The organism is Mycobacterium dioxanotrophicus, assembly GCF_002157835.1.
Taxonomy (GTDB): Bacteria; Actinomycetota; Actinomycetes; order Mycobacteriales; family Mycobacteriaceae; genus Mycobacterium; species Mycobacterium dioxanotrophicus.
Window position 1 is genome coordinate 5804099 of sequence record NZ_CP020809.1, and the last position, 14477, is coordinate 5818575.

At 66.9% G+C, this 14477-nt stretch carries 15 protein-coding genes; 4 read left to right on the forward strand and 11 right to left on the reverse strand.

Annotation, left to right across the window (positions count from 1 at the left end; genetic code table 11):
• Nucleotides 1-43: 43 nt before the first annotated feature.
• The 9 genes from BTO20_RS28240 to secY all read right to left on the reverse strand — a co-directional run bounded on the left by BTO20_RS28240 (nt 44) and on the right by secY (nt 8574).
• The gene (locus tag BTO20_RS28240; protein WP_087079254.1) at nt 44-1078 is read right to left on the reverse strand and encodes a pyridoxal phosphate-dependent aminotransferase; all 1035 of its coding nucleotides are present in this window, start codon (nt 1076-1078) and stop codon (nt 44-46) included.
• Nucleotides 1078-2115: a 3-oxoacyl-ACP synthase III family protein gene (locus BTO20_RS28245; RefSeq protein ID WP_232490882.1), complete on the reverse strand. Its 1038-nt coding sequence runs from the start codon at nt 2113-2115 to the stop codon at nt 1078-1080. The genes BTO20_RS28240 and BTO20_RS28245 overlap by 1 nt, the downstream gene beginning before the upstream one ends.
• The gene (locus BTO20_RS28250; protein ID WP_087079255.1) at nt 2112-2792 is read right to left on the reverse strand and encodes an SRPBCC family protein; all 681 of its coding nucleotides are present in this window, start codon (nt 2790-2792) and stop codon (nt 2112-2114) included. Before BTO20_RS28250 ends, BTO20_RS28245 begins: the two co-directional genes overlap by 4 nt.
• Nucleotides 2773-4479 carry a thiamine pyrophosphate-binding protein gene (locus tag BTO20_RS28255; RefSeq protein WP_198344090.1) on the reverse strand — a complete coding sequence of 569 codons (1707 nt, stop codon included), beginning with the start codon at nt 4477-4479 and terminating at the stop codon, nt 2773-2775. Before BTO20_RS28255 ends, BTO20_RS28250 begins: the two co-directional genes overlap by 20 nt.
• 70 nt (nt 4480-4549) lie before the next feature.
• Nucleotides 4550-5284, reverse strand: a complete 735-nt coding sequence (locus BTO20_RS28260; protein WP_087079257.1) for an anti-sigma factor family protein — start codon at nt 5282-5284, stop codon at nt 4550-4552.
• Nucleotides 5281-5796: a sigma-70 family RNA polymerase sigma factor gene (locus BTO20_RS28265; RefSeq protein ID WP_029368392.1), complete on the reverse strand. Its 516-nt coding sequence runs from the start codon at nt 5794-5796 to the stop codon at nt 5281-5283. The genes BTO20_RS28260 and BTO20_RS28265 overlap by 4 nt, the downstream gene beginning before the upstream one ends.
• A 116-nt stretch (nt 5797-5912) precedes the next feature.
• The gene (gene map, locus BTO20_RS28270; RefSeq protein ID WP_087079258.1) at nt 5913-6710 is read right to left on the reverse strand and encodes a type I methionyl aminopeptidase; all 798 of its coding nucleotides are present in this window, start codon (nt 6708-6710) and stop codon (nt 5913-5915) included.
• A complete protein-coding gene (locus tag BTO20_RS28275; protein WP_087079259.1) occupies nt 6707-7252 on the reverse strand; it encodes an adenylate kinase in 546 nt (181 codons plus the stop codon). The genes map and BTO20_RS28275 overlap by 4 nt, the downstream gene beginning before the upstream one ends.
• Nucleotides 7249-8574 carry a preprotein translocase subunit SecY gene (secY, locus tag BTO20_RS28280; protein WP_083166405.1) on the reverse strand — a complete coding sequence of 442 codons (1326 nt, stop codon included), beginning with the start codon at nt 8572-8574 and terminating at the stop codon, nt 7249-7251. The genes BTO20_RS28275 and secY overlap by 4 nt, the downstream gene beginning before the upstream one ends.
• Before the next feature lie 268 nt (nt 8575-8842).
• Here secY and BTO20_RS28285 point away from each other — a divergent pair, with 268 nt between their 5' ends.
• From BTO20_RS28285 to BTO20_RS28300, 4 genes are read left to right on the forward strand one after another with little or no spacing between them, the layout of a single operon-like run.
• Nucleotides 8843-9757 (forward strand): class I SAM-dependent methyltransferase, encoded by a 915-nt coding sequence (locus tag BTO20_RS28285; RefSeq protein WP_087079260.1) that lies wholly within the window; start codon nt 8843-8845, stop codon nt 9755-9757.
• 4 nt (nt 9758-9761) lie between these two features.
• Entirely contained in the window at nt 9762-10664 is a 903-nt protein-coding gene (locus tag BTO20_RS28290; RefSeq protein WP_087079261.1) for a class I SAM-dependent methyltransferase, read from the forward strand.
• 9 nt (nt 10665-10673) lie between these two features.
• A complete protein-coding gene (locus tag BTO20_RS28295) occupies nt 10674-11570 on the forward strand; it encodes a class I SAM-dependent methyltransferase (protein WP_087079262.1) in 897 nt (298 codons plus the stop codon).
• Between the two features lie 7 nt (nt 11571-11577).
• Nucleotides 11578-12498, forward strand: a complete 921-nt coding sequence (locus BTO20_RS28300) for a class I SAM-dependent methyltransferase (protein WP_087079263.1) — start codon at nt 11578-11580, stop codon at nt 12496-12498.
• 85 nt (nt 12499-12583) lie between these two features.
• Here the strand turns inward: BTO20_RS28300 and BTO20_RS28305 are convergent, their stop codons facing one another.
• A complete protein-coding gene (locus tag BTO20_RS28305; RefSeq protein WP_087079264.1) occupies nt 12584-13081 on the reverse strand; it encodes a DUF3830 family protein in 498 nt (165 codons plus the stop codon).
• Nucleotides 13078-14460 carry an amidase gene (locus BTO20_RS28310; RefSeq protein WP_198344579.1) on the reverse strand — a complete coding sequence of 461 codons (1383 nt, stop codon included), beginning with the start codon at nt 14458-14460 and terminating at the stop codon, nt 13078-13080. Before BTO20_RS28310 ends, BTO20_RS28305 begins: the two co-directional genes overlap by 4 nt.
• Nucleotides 14461-14477 lie beyond the last annotated feature (17 nt).

Here is a 14477-nt window from a genome sequence, read left to right on the forward strand (position 1 = left end):
ATACCGCATCACCGTTGCCCGCGGTGCGAACAGCGCGGCGAATTCAGCGCATCGCCGTGCGCACCGCGCGCAGCACTGCCCGCGTCGACTCCCGCGATCCCACCGTGATTCGCACACCACCGTCGGGGTAGTGCCGGACCTGCAGGCCGGCGCCGTCGAACACGGCCTGCCAGCGCCGCCCGCAGGCGGGTAGGTAGACGAAGTTGGCCTGCCCTTCGGTGGTGTAGAGACCCATCGACCGCAACCGCAACTGCAGGTACCTGCGCTCCGCGGCGATCATCCGAATCCGCTGCCGGAGTTGGCTTTCCGCGTCGTAGGAGGCGGCCACCGCCACGAGGCCGCTCAGCGGGGTGCCGAACGGAAGTTGCATGGACCACAACGTGCGACCGAGATCCGGAGCGCAGAAACCGTATCCGACCCGCAGCCCGGCCAGTCCGTAGGCCTTCGAAAAGGTCCGTACCACCACCACATTGCCGAACCTGCGGACGAGGCTGGGCGCATCGATGCGGTGTTCACCGGGCAGGAACTCGACGTAGGCCTCGTCGAGCAGTACGACGGTGTCCCGGGGTACGCGCGCGAGGAACCGTTCGATGTCATCTGCCGGTTCGACGGTTCCGGTGGGGTTGTGTGGTCGGCATACAACGACCACCCTGGCGTTCTCGGCGGCCTCGGCCATGGCGTCGAGGTCGTGGTGGCCGTGCTGGTCGAGCGGCACCGTCACCGACCGCAACCGGGCCATCTGCGCGAAGATCGGAAATCCGTCGAAGGTCGGCGCCGCCATCACCATCGTGTCTCCCGGACTGCTGACCGCGTGCAGCACCTGCATCGTGACGCCGGTCGCGCCGGATCCGATGACCACCTGGGACTCTCGCACGCCGACGTGCCCGGCGATCAACGACCGCAGCCGCTGCGGCAGGAACTCCGGATACCGGTTGGCCGTATCGATGGACGCAGCCATCGCCGACCGCACGGCAGGCAATGGCGGAAAGGGATATTCGTTGAGCGACAACGCCAGCGGGTTGACCGCGTCGGGTATCGAACCGACCACGCCGAGCAGCGCAGCGGGTGGGGTGGCCATCAGTTACGTCCGCCCCAGTACACGGCGGCCGCTCCGGCGAAGTCACCGGCGTGCGCGAACGCCGCCATCAGCACAGTGTCCCCCGCCGCGATCCGCCCGGTGCTCACCGCGCGGTCGAAGTTCACCGGAATGCCTGCGGCGAAGAGGTTTCCACACTCGTCGAAAGTATCGACATGCCGCTCCTGAGGCAGCTCGAGTGCCTCACGCCAGTTCCGCAGGAACGCCCGGTTGGGCTGGTTGGTCACCAGCAGGTCGATGTCCTTGGGCGGCACCCCGATTCGGTCACACACCGCGTAGGAAACCTCGGGCACCTGGCGGTTACCGCGGGCCAGCACCTTGGTGATCTTGCTCTCGGTGAACCCGATGCACCCCTCCCCCGGACCCGCCTCCCACCACTTGCGCGGCGGATCGACAGCGATGGTCATGTCACCGGCGAACTCGCCGTAGGTGCGGCACTCCACATCCAAGATGGGCGAAGCGTCGGAGAGCGCCACCAGACCCACCGCGGCACCGTCGCCGGGTACCGCGGACTGGGCTTTGCGCCGGATGCTCTCCTGGTCGAAGATCTGGCCCGCGGCGTTCTGCGCGACGGCGATCAGCGCGGTACGCCCTTCCCCGGAGGCGAGCAGGTTGCGTGCCAGCTTGAGTCCGAGCACGAACGCCGCGCAGCCGCCGTTGTGCAGATCGATCACCCAGTTCGGTTTCATGCCAAGGCGATGCGCCATGCCGCCGCCCCCGCCGTAGAACGGCATGTCGGGCATCTGGGTGTGCGTGATGAGGATGTCGGCATTGCTCACCGCATCCTGGCCGTGCCGGTCGATCAACCCTGCGGCGGCGCGTTCGACCATGTCGATGGCGGTCTCATCGGGCGCCACGTGGTGCCGAAACCGGGGCGCCCGGAACATGAGATTGTCCCGCAGCTCGTCGGATTCGGCGAACTGTGCGTAGTATTCGGCGCCGATCGGCTCTCCGGGCAGGTAGGTCGACACGTCGAGCAGGGAGACGGTTTTGGTGGCTGCGCTCATCGTCGTGCTCATTTCATCCAGGCTGGGGTGACCGGCAGGCCGTTGCGGTGCCGGTACTCGGCGATTGCTTTGAGGTTGTGCAGTTCGAGCAGATGACCGGCGCCGAACATGTCCCAGAAGTCGCCCACCCACACCGGGCGTCCGGGCGGTGCGGTCTCCGGGTACGGGTTGTTGTCGTAGAACGGGTGATGGCAATTCGTCCACAGCACAACAGATCCCGGTTTGTCTAACACCACCTGGGCGTCGACGATGCGCATCAGGTAGATCATCCACAGGTGCTTGCCCTGGTCCCACGCACAGTGATAGTCGACGGTGAGCGCCTCGCGGTTGGCCACGGTGCGGGTGTAGATCTCGCTTCCCGGCCCGGTCGGTCCGGCACCGAGCCGGTCATACGCCAGCCACAACCCCGGTTCGTCGGTGGTGGTGAATCCGCGCAGGCTGTAGGTCCACTCCTCCAGGCTGCGGGTGTCCGACAGATAGTCGAACAGTTCTTCTGGGGGGCAATCGATGTAGTCGTTGACGGTGCAGTACTCGCCGAACACCTCGTCGTGCGGGTACACCGACCGCATCATCTCCAGGATGATCGGGGTGGCCTGCTCTTTCGGTGAGGTTTCGATGCGGACGAGCCCGTCCATGGCTTCGGGTGTACCCCGATGGGCGGTGATGTCATCAAGCGCGGGCAGCGACATGGGTTCTGTTCTCCTCGGTGTGCGGTGTGGCGGATCTGTTGAGAAAGGCTGCGAACGGAGGTATTTCATCGGCAGAGCATTCGATGCTGATGACCGACGGGCCGTCGTCGTCCAGCGCCAGCTGCAGCGCTGCGGGCAACTGCCCGATGTCGTCGACGCCGAGTGAGGGGAGGCCCGGGAACATCGCGGCCAGGCCGGGTCCCAGATGACTGGGTCCGAACCGGTTGTAGCTGTAGCGGTCCCCGTAAAACGTCTGCTCGCGGGTCACGCACATGGCGTGCGCGTGGTTGTCGAACAGCAGGAAGGTGATCGGCAAACGATACTGCAACGCCGTGTGAATCTCCATGCCGTGCATGAAGAATGAGCCGTCGCCGGCGATGACCACCGTACGCCCGCCCCTGGCGAAGGTCATGCCGATCCCGGCACCGAAGCTGTATCCCATCCCACCCATGCCGAGTGCGACGACGAAACGGCCGTCGCGCCGGGCCCCCAGGTAATGGATGGCCGACGCCCCGATGTTGCCTGCATCGACGACAATGTCGGTTCCTGCGGGCAGCACATCGTCGAGCACTGCCATCGCATCGCGGTACCGGACTCCGGGACCGTTGTGCGGTGGCGGCCGTAATTCACTGCGCAGCACCGTATCCGGGACCCGGACATGTGCGGGCCTGCCGTGTCCTGACAGTGCCTGCGTCAGCAGGGCCAGCGACCCCCGCAGATCGTCGGCGTGCACGTGGGTACACGGCAGGTACGGTGCGGCCGAACCGATCGAGTAGGTCGGCACCGTGCTCAACGCGTCGTCGAGACCAGCCCTCGCGGTGACGGTCATGCGGGTGCCGACCAGCAGGCACAGCGCGCTGCGCGCCACCGCGGTGGCGACGCCGGGATGGCCCATCACACCGGATACCCCCAGCGCAGAAGACGATCCGAGGCCAGGGGTGCCCGCGACGTCCTTGGCGTCGGGCACCGTGGCGATGCGCGCGCGCAGCGTGGCGCGCAGCCGCTCGAGCTCGGCTCGCGCGTCGTCCCTGGCCACCTGCTCCCCGGCGATGATGGTGATCGGTCCGGCCGCCTCCCGCAAGGCCGCGGCGAGCGGACCGGGATCGGAAAGCTGTGCGCCCACAGGTATTCCGTTGACCTTGCCGTTGGTAGGTTCGCCCAGGTCGGCCTGTTGGATGTCCTTGGGCAGCAGCAGCACCGCCGGTCCGCCGGTGCGGGCCGCGGCCAGCGCCTCGGGCAGGGCCGTGAGAATGTCTCGGGCACTGACCACTCGGCGGCAGTACACCGAAACCGCCGAGAACAGGGCGTGGGCATCCAGGGCACCGTTGCGCCCGCTGGTGTCCTGGAAGGCCCCGCGTCCGTCCAGCGCCGTCGGGGCCTGACCGATCAACGCCAGCACGGGAACTCGGCTGGCCAGTGACTCTCCCAGGCCGGGCACGGTGTTCAGGCAACCGCCGCCCGATGTGGCGGCGACCACACCGATCCCTGCCCCGCTGCGGCTGTAGCCGTCAGCCATTGCGGCCGCGGAGAATTCGTGTTTGGCCAGTACCGCGGTGATGTCGTCGCGAAAGTGCGTCGCATCGTAGAGATCTTCGATATTGGCGCCGTCGACGCCGAAGATGTGGGAGACCCCGCTCGCCGCCAGGTGGCCGACGATGTGGTCGACCACTCGGTGCCTGCTGGCCATATTCCACCTGCCTTCCGGTTCTGCCTAGTGACACGGCCCGGGAGGGGGCGCGGTTCACCGGCGGCCGGATTTACAGGGTTTTCTCAAGTAGTACTTTTCCGTCGGGCGACGAAACCATTTGCACCGCAGCGATTTCGTTGATCGGCAACGTCGTGTTTCCGCTGGGCAGGGCCGTCGCGCCGGACAATCCGAGCCATGTCGCGACCTCAGTGTGAGTACCGTCACGGCCGACCACCACCATGCCGAGGTTCTGCGGCGGCGCATCCTTGTTGCCCCAGTCCCCGTAGGTGCATGCCATGTCGATCCGGGTGCCCCACGTGTAGCTGCTCAGCGCAATGCTGGCGTTGATCGGGGTCTCGGACACCTTGGACATCTGGAGCATCTGAGCGGTCTGCTGCTGCTCGGTCCCGGTGTGCAGACCGAACGTTTCGGGGCGGATCGCGACGACGAGTCCGACTGCCAGCACGGCAGCGGCCAACCCGACCGCGGCCGAGGTCACCCACCGGGACCGGCGCCGCCGCCAGCTGACCTTGGCGAGCACCGACTCCAGCACTTCGGGTCGAAGGGGTGGATCGGGTTGCTCCTCATCGAGCGCACGCACATCGTCGAAGTCGAGCAGGGCGAGCAGGGCCGGCATGCCGCTCAGCTCAGCCACAGCTGCACGGCAGCGCTCACATCCCGCCAGATGGCCTTCGTACTCGCGGCGCTCGGTGCTCGTCAATGAGCCGAGGACATAGGCCGCGTCCCAGGTGAGGTAGCGGTCGCCGTCCACGGGATCAATGCGGGGTGCACCGTACTGCGTCATCGTGTCACCCCCATTTCTTGCAGATTGAGTCGTAATGCGCGAACGGCGTAGTGCAGCCGCGACTTCACCGTGCCCTCCGGTATCTGGAGGTCGGCCGCGATCTGCGTGGTGGTCCAGCCCTGGTAATAGGCGCGACGCACCACGGCCCGATGCTCCTCGGACAGTTGACTGAGTGCGGTGCTCAGCAACAACCGGTCCAATGCGGTGTCCACCTGGTCGGGGGCGGCGTGATCGGCCACCAGTTCGGGGTCCGGAACACCCGTCTCGTTGCGGAACCGGGCGCTTCGGCGTTCATCAATAATCATGTTCCGCGCCACCGTGAACAGCCAAGCCCTCGCCGACCGGTCGGTGTCCGCGGTGACGTCGGGATGGCGCCAGGCGCGCAGCAGCGTCTCCTGCACCACGTCTTCGGCGCGCGCCTGGTCGCCGGTGAGACGCAGCGCGTATCGCCACAAGGCCGCGGCATGCTCATCGTAGAGCCCCCGCATCATGGCGGCCTCCGGATCGTCCATTAACCAACCTCCGTCTTAGATACGACGTTGGTGGTGATCCAGTTCATTAGACCTTTGCGCCCGCAGGTGCGTGACGGTTCGGGCAACATCACGCCGGGCGATTGCTGACGGGGAAATCAGCGGGTGAGGATCCGGGGCCCGTCCTCGGTCACGGCCACGGTGTGCTCCCAGTGCGCGGCGCGTGTTCCGTCGGCGGTGATGACGGTCCACTCGTCTTCCAACACCACGGTCTTGGTGGTGCCGAGGGTCAGCATGGGTTCGATGGCCAGCACCGAGCCCACGGCCAGATACGGGCCGCGCCCCGGCGAACCCTCGTTGGGCAGGAACGGGTCCATGTGCATCTGCCTGCCGATGGCGTGCCCGCCGTAGCCGGCGACGATTCCGTATTTGCGGTCGTGTCGGGCTTCCGCGGCGTGGGTCTCGACCTCGATGGCGTGCGAGACATCGGTGAGCCGGTTTCCGGGAAGCATCGCGGCGATCCCCGCCTCCATGGCCGCTTTGGTTGCCTCGGACAAGGCCTCGTCGGCGTCGATCAGCGGCCCGACGCCGAAGGTGACGGCTGAGTCGCCGTGCCAGCCGTCGACGATCGCGCCGCAGTCGATCGAGACCAGATCGCCGGTGGCGAGCACCTCGCCGGCCGACGGGATGCCATGCACCACACGGTCGTTGACCGACGCGCAGATGCTGGCCGGAAAGCCGTGATAGCCGAGGAACGATGGCGTGCCGCCACCGTCGCGGATGACGGATTCGGCAATGCGGTCGAGCTCAAGTGTGCTGACGCCCGGCGCGGCCGCGGCTTGAACCGCGCGCAGCGCGGACGCGACGAGTGCGCCCGCGACTTCCATGGCGTCGAGTTCTCCTGCGCTGCGCTGCGCGACGACCTTACGGCTGCGCAGCCCCGGCAGGGAGATCACCGACCGAGCGCGCTCAGGGCGCGAGCGAACACTTCGTCGAGGGCGCCCACCGCTGCGACGGTCTTGACCTCGTCGCCGTAGTACTCCAGCAACGGCTCGGTCTCGTCGCGGTAGACCTTCATCCGGTTGTGGATGACCTCTTCGGTGTCGTCGGCGCGGCCGCGGCCCTTGAGCCGGGCGAGCAGCTCGTCCTCGGAGACCGCGAACTCCAGCACCGCGTCGATCTTGGTGTTCCGGGCCTCGAGCATGTCGTGCAGTGCGCGGGCCTGTTCGACGGAGCGCGGGTAGCCGTCGAGGATGAACCCGCCGGCCGCGTCGGGTTGGTCGATCCGGTCCTCTACCAGGCGGTTCGTCAGTTCGGCGGGAACCAGATCGCCCGCATCGAGGTAACGCTTGGCCTCGACACCCAGGGGTGTGCCGTCGCCGATGTTCTTGCGGAAGAGGTCCCCGGTGGAGATTTGCGGGATGCCGAGCTTCTCGGACAGCTTCTCGGCCTGTGTGCCTTTGCCCGCACCGGGCGGTCCGAGTAGAACGACTCTCACTTCAGGAACCCTTCGTAGTTGCGTTGCATGAGCTGGCTCTCGATCTGTTTGACGGTATCCAACCCGACGCCGATCATGATGAGAACTGCAGTTCCACCGAACGGGAGATTCTGTACCGTCCCGGTGTTGCCGATCTCCAGGAACAGGTTCGGCAGAACTGCGATCACACCGAGGTAGATCGAGCCTGGCAGGGTGATCCGGCTCAGCACATAACGCAGGTAGTCCGCGGTCGGCTTACCCGGCCGAATGCCGGGGATGAAGCCACCGAACTTCTTCATCTCGTCGGCGCGCTCGTCCGGGTTGAACGTGATCGACACGTAGAAGTACGTGAAGAAGATGATCAGGCCGAAGTAGATCGCGATGTAGACAGGGTCGGCGGGATTCGTCAGATAGTTGGCGACGAACTTGTCCCACCAGCCGCTGCCGCCATTGGGGTTCCCGCTGCGGATCAGCTGCGTGATCAGATGCGGAATGTAGATCAGCGAGGACGCGAAGATGACCGGGATGACGCCGGCCTGGTTGACCTTCAGCGGCAGGTAGGTGGACGTCCCGCCGTACATCTTGCGGCCGACCATGCGCTTGGCGTACTGCACCGGAATACGGCGCTGCCCCTGCTCGACGAAGACCACGCCGATGATGATGGCCAGCGCGGCCGCGCAGACGGCGGTGAAGACCAGGCCGCCGCGGCTGTCCAGGATGGTCTTGCCCTCGGACGGGATACGGGCGGCGATACCGGCGAAGATCAGCAGGGACATACCGTTGCCGATGCCGCGCTCGGTGACCAGCTCACCCATCCACATGACCAGGGCGGCACCCGCGGTCATGACCAGCACGATGACGATCAAGCCGAAGATCGAGCTGTCCTGGATGATGTTCAGCGAGCAGCCCTGCAGCAGTCCGCCGTTGGCGGCCAGCGCCACGATGCTGGTGGCCTGCAGGATGGCCAGTGCGATCGACAGATAACGCGTGTACTGCGTCATCTTGGCCTGGCCGGCCTGGCCTTCCTTCTGCAGCTGCTCGAACCGCGGGATGACCACGACCAGCAGCTGCACGATGATGCTGGCGGTGATGTAGGGCATCACGCCGACCGCGAACACGGTCAACTGCAACAGCGCGCCGCCGGAGAACAGGTTGATCAGCGAGTAGATCTGCGCCGAATCACCGCCACTGACCTGCTCGATGCATTTCTGGACGTTCGGGTAGTTCACCCCGGGGGATGGGATCGACGCACCGACGCGGTACAGGATCACCAGGCCCAGCGTGAACAGGATCTTGCGTCTGAGGTCGGCCGTCCGCAGCGATGAGATGAAAGCCGAAAGCACTCTTCCTCCTGCGCAGCCGACTTCTCAGCGCGGCGTGCCAAATGGGGCTGGTGGGTCCAGCGTCATGGTCAAGTCGTATACATGCCGGCCCGGCAGGCGCCGGGCCTGCGAACTCAAGCGTCAAACAGTCTACGAGAGTAACAGTTGCACCCGGGCGGCCCCGCATCGATCAGCTTCACCCGCAGGCCAAGCCCGTATTCAGCTTCAGAGCGTACAGTCGGCGACGGCTCGTTACATCACCTAACTAACAGGCATTGAAGGGAAGTTCATGGCGCGCACGGACAACGACACCTGGGATCTGGCGTCCAGCGTGGGTGCCACCGCGACGATGGTCGCGGCGGCCAGGGCGATGGCGACCAACGCCGAGGACCCTGTGATCGACGACCCGTTCGCCGCACCCCTGGTTCGGGCCGTCGGCATGGACTTCTTCACCAAACTGGTCGATGAGGACTTCACCACCGACGGCCTCGACGAGGAGGCCGCGACGGGACTGCATCGCTTCGCCAACGGCATGGCCGCCCGAACGCGGTTCTTCGACGACTTCTTCCTATCCGCGGCCCGCTCGGGTATCCGCCAGGCGGTGATCCTCGCCGCAGGCCTGGATTCCCGGGCCTACCGGCTGCCCTGGCCGGCCGGCACCGTGGTGTTCGAGATCGACCAGCCTCAGGTGGTCGAGTTCAAGGCGAAGACTCTCGCCGGCCTGGGCGCCACGCCGACCACGGACCTGCGCCCGGTGTCCATCGACCTTCGGTTCGACTGGCCCACCGCGCTGACCGAGGCCGGTTTCGACGCCACCAAGCCGACGGCATGGATCGCCGAGGGTTTGCTGGGCTACCTGCCGCCCGACGCCCAGGACCGCCTGCTCGACCAGATCACGGCTCTCAGCGCGCCGGGCAGCAGGCTCGGCGTCGAGGGTGTTCCGGCGACCGAGACCAACGATGAAGAGTCGATCCGCGCCAAGATGAAGGACTTCACCGACCGCTGGCGGGCACACGGCCTGGACATCGACCTCAACGAGTTGATCTTCCTCGGGGACCGCGCCGACGTGACCACCTATCTGGAGGGCCACGCCTGGCAGACCACCGGCATCAGCTCCAACGATCTGCTGATCCAGACGGGTCTGCCGCCGGTCGAGGATGAGGCCCACGCCGCATCGGTCCTCTACATCAGCGCGCAGCGGTAGAGACATGGCACGTACTGATGCGGACAGCTGGGACCTCGCGTCCAGCGTCGGCGCGACGGCCACCATGGTGGCCGCGGCCCGCGCGATCGCCAGCGCCGAACCCGAGCCTCTGATCAACGATCCGTACGCCGCGGCGCTGGTGCGCGCGGTGGGGGTGGACTTCTTCACCAAGCTCGTCGACGGTGACCTCGTGCTCGACGGCGAGGACTCCTCGGCGGCCGAGCTGATGACGTCGGTGATGGCGGTGCGGACGAAGTTCTTCGACGACTTCTTCACAGATGCAGGCGCCGCGGGCATCCGGCAGGCGGTGATCCTGGCCTCCGGGCTGGACTCGCGCGCCTACCGGCTCCCCTGGCCGGATCAGACCGTGGTCTACGAGATCGACCAACCGGACGTGATCGGTGCCAAGACCGCGGCGATGGAGCAGATCGGCGCCACCCCTACCGCGCAGCGCCGGGCCGTCGCCGTCGACCTGCGTGACGACTGGCCGGCGGCATTGCGCGCCGCCGGGTTCGACCCCGGCCTCCCGACGGCGTGGAGCGCGGAGGGTCTGCTGGTCTACCTGCCGCCCGAGGCTCAGGACCGACTGTTCGACAACATCACCGCGCTGAGCGCCCCGGGCAGCCGGCTGGCCACCGAGTACCACCCGGACATCGCGGCGGCCGTGCGCAACCGCAGCCAGGCCATGGCCGAGCGCTGGCGCGAACACGGATTCGACGTCGACCTGTCCGAGCTCTGGTACGTCGGTGACCGCAACTCGGTGGTCGACTATCTCACCGCAGACGGCTGGTCGGTGACGGCCCGCCGGCGCCCCGAGGTCTTCGCCGAATACGGGCGCACCTTCCCGGAATCGGAAGACGCTGAACCACAACGCAATTCATTGGCAGTCGTGGCGACACGGCAGTAAGGAACAACGATGGCACGCACCGACGGTGACACCTGGGACCTGGCAACCAGCGTCGGATCGACGGCGACGGGTGTCGCCGCGTCCCGCGCACTGGCCACCAAGCAGCCCGACCCGCTGATCAACGACCCGTATGCCGATCCGCTGGTCAAGGCAGTGGGGCTGGAGCACTGCATCCGATTGGCCGACGGCGAGCTCTGCGTCGAGGGCGATCAGATGCTGGACCTGCAGCGCATGTGCGAGCAGATCGCCGTGCGCACCCGGTTCTTCGACGACTTCTTCACGGGCGCAACCGAAGCCGGAATCCGCCAGGCGGTGATCCTGGCGTCCGGGCTGGACACCCGCGCCTACCGGCTGAACTGGCCGGCAGGCACCGCGGTCTACGAGATCGACCAACCCGAGGTGATCGAGTTCAAGACCCGCACGCTGGCCGGGCTCGGCGCTGAACCTGCCGCCGAGCGTCGCACGGTGGCCATCGATCTGCGTGAAGACTGGCCTGCTGCGCTGCGCGGCGCCGGATTCGATCCGTCGGCACCCACCGCATGGATCGCCGAGGGACTGTTGATCTATCTGCCGCCCGAGGCCCAGGACCGGCTCTTCGACAACATCACCGAACTCTCCGCACCGGGCAGTCGGCTGGCCACCGAACACATGGACATGAACATGCTCTCCGAGGAGTGGACGAAAAAGGTCAGCGAGTGGTCCAAGCGGGTCGGTTCCGACGTCGACCTCATGGACCTGTTCTATTCCGGTGACCGGCACACCGCCGGCGACTACCTCTCCGGGCACGGCTGGCAGTCGACCGTTCTCACCACCCGCGAGGCCTACGCTGGCTACGGATTCGACTACCCCGAAGACCTCGCCGTTCTCGCGGGCGATTCGGGTTATCTGTCCGCAGAACGGAAATGAGGATCTGATGGCGCGGGTCGACGGCGACACCTGGGATCTGGCATCAAGTGTGGGAGCAACGGCGACACTCGTCGCGACGGGGCGGGCGATCGCGAGCAGCGCACCGCACGGTCTGATCAACGATCCGCTCGCCGCACCCCTGGTGCGGGCCGTCGGCATCGAGGCGTTCACCAAGATGGTCAACGGTGAACTGGACTTCGACGCCATCGCGGCCGTCGCCCCGGACGCGGCGGCCAGGGCGCGGGCGAACATCGATGAGATGGCAGTACGCACAAGGTTTTTCGACGACTACTTCGTCGCCGCCACCGAGGGCGGTATCCGGCAGGCGGTGATCCTCGCGTCGGGTCTGGACTCGCGCGCCTACCGGTTGCCCTGGCCCGACGACACCGTCGTCTACGAGATCGACCAGCCCGATGTCATCGAGTTCAAGACCCAGGTGCTGGCCGACCTCGGTGCGGCGCCGACGGCGCAGCGCCGCACCGTGCCGATCGATCTGCGCGAAGACTGGCCGACCGCGCTGCGTGGGGCGGGTTTCGACCCGGGGCAGCCGACGGCGTGGTGTGCCGAGGGTCTGCTGATCTACCTGCCGGCCGACGCCCAGGACCGCCTGTTCGACAACATCGACGCCCTCAGCGCTGCCGACAGCACGCTGGCAACCGAATTCGTGCCTGGCCTCAAGGATTTCGATCCTGAGAAGGCCCGCGCCGCCGCGGCCGGCTTCAGCCAGATCGGGTTGAACATGGACATGCCGTCGCTGATCTACCACGGCGAACGGCATTCCGCGGCGGACTACCTCGGCACCAAGGGCTGGCAGATGGCCGGTGTCCCCCGCGCTGAGCTGTTCGCACGCTACGGCCTGCCCGTGCCCGAGGCCGACGACCAAGATCCGATGGGCGAAATCGTCTACATCAGCGGCACTCTGGGCTGAGTTTTCCCGCAGCTTTCGCCGGAACTGCATTCCCGGTTGTTAAACGACGCGTTTAACAACCGGGAATGCAGTTCCGGCGTGCGGGTCAAGACGCCCTGGCGAAACTCAGTGTTTCGCCACGGGCACCGCCCATCCACAGGTCCTGGCACGCGGCCGCCATCTCCTCGAGCCCGTCGGTGATCGCACCGAACACGTTGCCGGGCACCCAGCCCTGATCGCCGTTGATCAGCAGGTTGTTGCGTCCGTAGAAGAGCGCCAGGTCGACGATCGCGCCCGTCGTGCCGGTGCCGGTCGTGTTCTCGTAGCCGTAGGCCGGGTTGCCCAGATCGTCGGAGTCGAACGAAAACCAGCACAGGTCACCGGGAATCGGCGTCACCGTGGTGTTCTCCCGGCCCGGGTCGGCGCCGAACGCCGGTAGCAGCGTGTAGATCTCGTTGCGGGCGTACTTACCGTGGAACACCTGCGCCGACAACGGCAACGCATCCCAGACGGCCGCGCAGGTGCGGGGCGCCGCGTCGTCGAGCAACCGGGCCACGCACGTCACCCCGCGCGTGTCCAGCGACACCGTGATCAATCGGCTCATTGCGCCTCCTCGATGAGCAACGCCGGCACCCGGTGGTGCCAGTCGGTGGCGTCCTGGTAGGTCTGTCCGACGCGCAGCACCAGGGCATCCGCGTGCCGGGCACCGACGATCTGCAGACCGATCGGCAGACCGTTCCTGCTGAACCCGCACGGCACCGAAAGTGCCGGCTGCTGAGTCAGATTGAATGGGTAGGTGTACGGCGTCCAGCTGGTCCAGTCCGGTGATCCGCAGCCGTCGGGTACGTCCTGGCCGACGGGGAACGCGGTGAGCGGCAACGTCGGGGTGATCAGCACGTCGTAGTCCCGGTGAAACCGTCCCATCCGCTCCCCCAGCGTCATGCGGACGGCGGTCGCGTCGAGGTAGTCCGAAGCCGAGAATCCCGCGCCGATCGCGGCGGTACGCAGCAGGCCGGGATCGACGGGCCGGGCGCGGTCACCGGTGAGCTTGCCCTCCAGCACTTTCGCCTCGCCCGAGAACCACAGCACATGGAAGGCGTGCACGGGATCGTCGAAGCCGGGGGAGACTTCCTCGATTTCCGCACCGGCGGCGGCGAGGACGTTGACGGCGGCCCGTACCGCGCCGTCGACCTCGGGATCGTTGGAGCCGAACCCGAGGTCGGGCGAATAGGCGACCCGCAGCCCGGCGATACCGCCGTCGAGCCCGGCGCGGAATGATGAAGTGGGAGAAGGCATTGCAGACCAGTCACGCGGGTCGAAGCCGGTGACCACGTCGAGCAGCGCGGCGACGTCGGCCACCGTCCGGGCCATCGGACCGGCGTGGGAAAGCGTGCCGAACGGGCTGGGCGGATACAGCGGGATGAGCCCATACGTCGGTTTGAGCGCCACGGTGCCGGTGAACGCCGCAGGTATACGCACCGAGCCGCCGCCGTCGGTGCCGACCGACCACACGCCCATGCCCAGGCCGACGGCCGCGGCGCTGCCACCGCTGGACCCGCCGGCGGTCGCGGTCCGATTCCACGGATTGCCGGTCACACCGTAGCGGGGCGAATCGGTGACCCCTTTCCACGAGTACTCGGGTGTGGCGGTCTTGCCGAGCAGGATCGCCCCCGAATCACGCAGCCGCGCAACGCTTGGCGCATCCTCGTCCCAGGGCCCGGCCTCGTCGATGAGCCAGCTGCCGCGCAGCGTCGGCCAGCCCCGCGTCCACAATGCGTCCTTGATCGAGGTCGGGATGCCGTCCGCTGGCCCCAGCGGTTGCCCGGCCTGCCACCGCGCTTCCGACGCTTGTGCCGCCGCCAGTGCGCCCTCCTCGTCGATCAGCACGAAGGCATTCACCAGGCTGTTGTGGCGATCGATGGCCGCCAGCGCGGCCCTGGTGATCTCCACGGGCGAGAGCGTTTTGTTCCGATAGGCCGCCATGAGGTCGACCGCCGAGG

Excerpts from the sequence above, each read along its gene's own strand:
- BTO20_RS28240 (WP_087079254.1), bottom strand. The coding sequence starts at position 1,078 with ATGGCCACCCCACCCGCTGCGCTGCTCGGCGTGGTCGGTTCGATACCC.
- BTO20_RS28250 (WP_087079255.1), bottom strand. The coding sequence starts at position 2,792 with ATGTCGCTGCCCGCGCTTGATGACATCACCGCCCATCGGGGTACACCC.
- BTO20_RS28295 (WP_087079262.1), top strand. The coding sequence starts at position 10,674 with ATGGCACGCACCGACGGTGACACCTGGGACCTGGCAACCAGCGTCGGA.
- BTO20_RS28245 (WP_232490882.1), bottom strand. The coding sequence starts at position 2,115 with ATGAGCACGACGATGAGCGCAGCCACCAAAACCGTCTCCCTGCTCGAC.
- BTO20_RS28285 (WP_087079260.1), top strand. The coding sequence starts at position 8,843 with ATGGCGCGCACGGACAACGACACCTGGGATCTGGCGTCCAGCGTGGGT.
- BTO20_RS28305 (WP_087079264.1), bottom strand. The coding sequence starts at position 13,081 with ATGAGCCGATTGATCACGGTGTCGCTGGACACGCGCGGGGTGACGTGC.
- BTO20_RS28255 (WP_198344090.1), bottom strand. The coding sequence starts at position 4,479 with ATGGCCAGCAGGCACCGAGTGGTCGACCACATCGTCGGCCACCTGGCG.
- BTO20_RS28310 (WP_198344579.1), bottom strand. The coding sequence starts at position 14,460 with ATGGCGGCCTATCGGAACAAAACGCTCTCGCCCGTGGAGATCACCAGG.
- BTO20_RS28290 (WP_087079261.1), top strand. The coding sequence starts at position 9,762 with ATGGCACGTACTGATGCGGACAGCTGGGACCTCGCGTCCAGCGTCGGC.
- BTO20_RS28260 (WP_087079257.1), bottom strand. The coding sequence starts at position 5,284 with ATGACGCAGTACGGTGCACCCCGCATTGATCCCGTGGACGGCGACCGC.
- BTO20_RS28265 (WP_029368392.1), bottom strand. The coding sequence starts at position 5,796 with ATGGACGATCCGGAGGCCGCCATGATGCGGGGGCTCTACGATGAGCAT.
- BTO20_RS28300 (WP_087079263.1), top strand. The coding sequence starts at position 11,578 with ATGGCGCGGGTCGACGGCGACACCTGGGATCTGGCATCAAGTGTGGGA.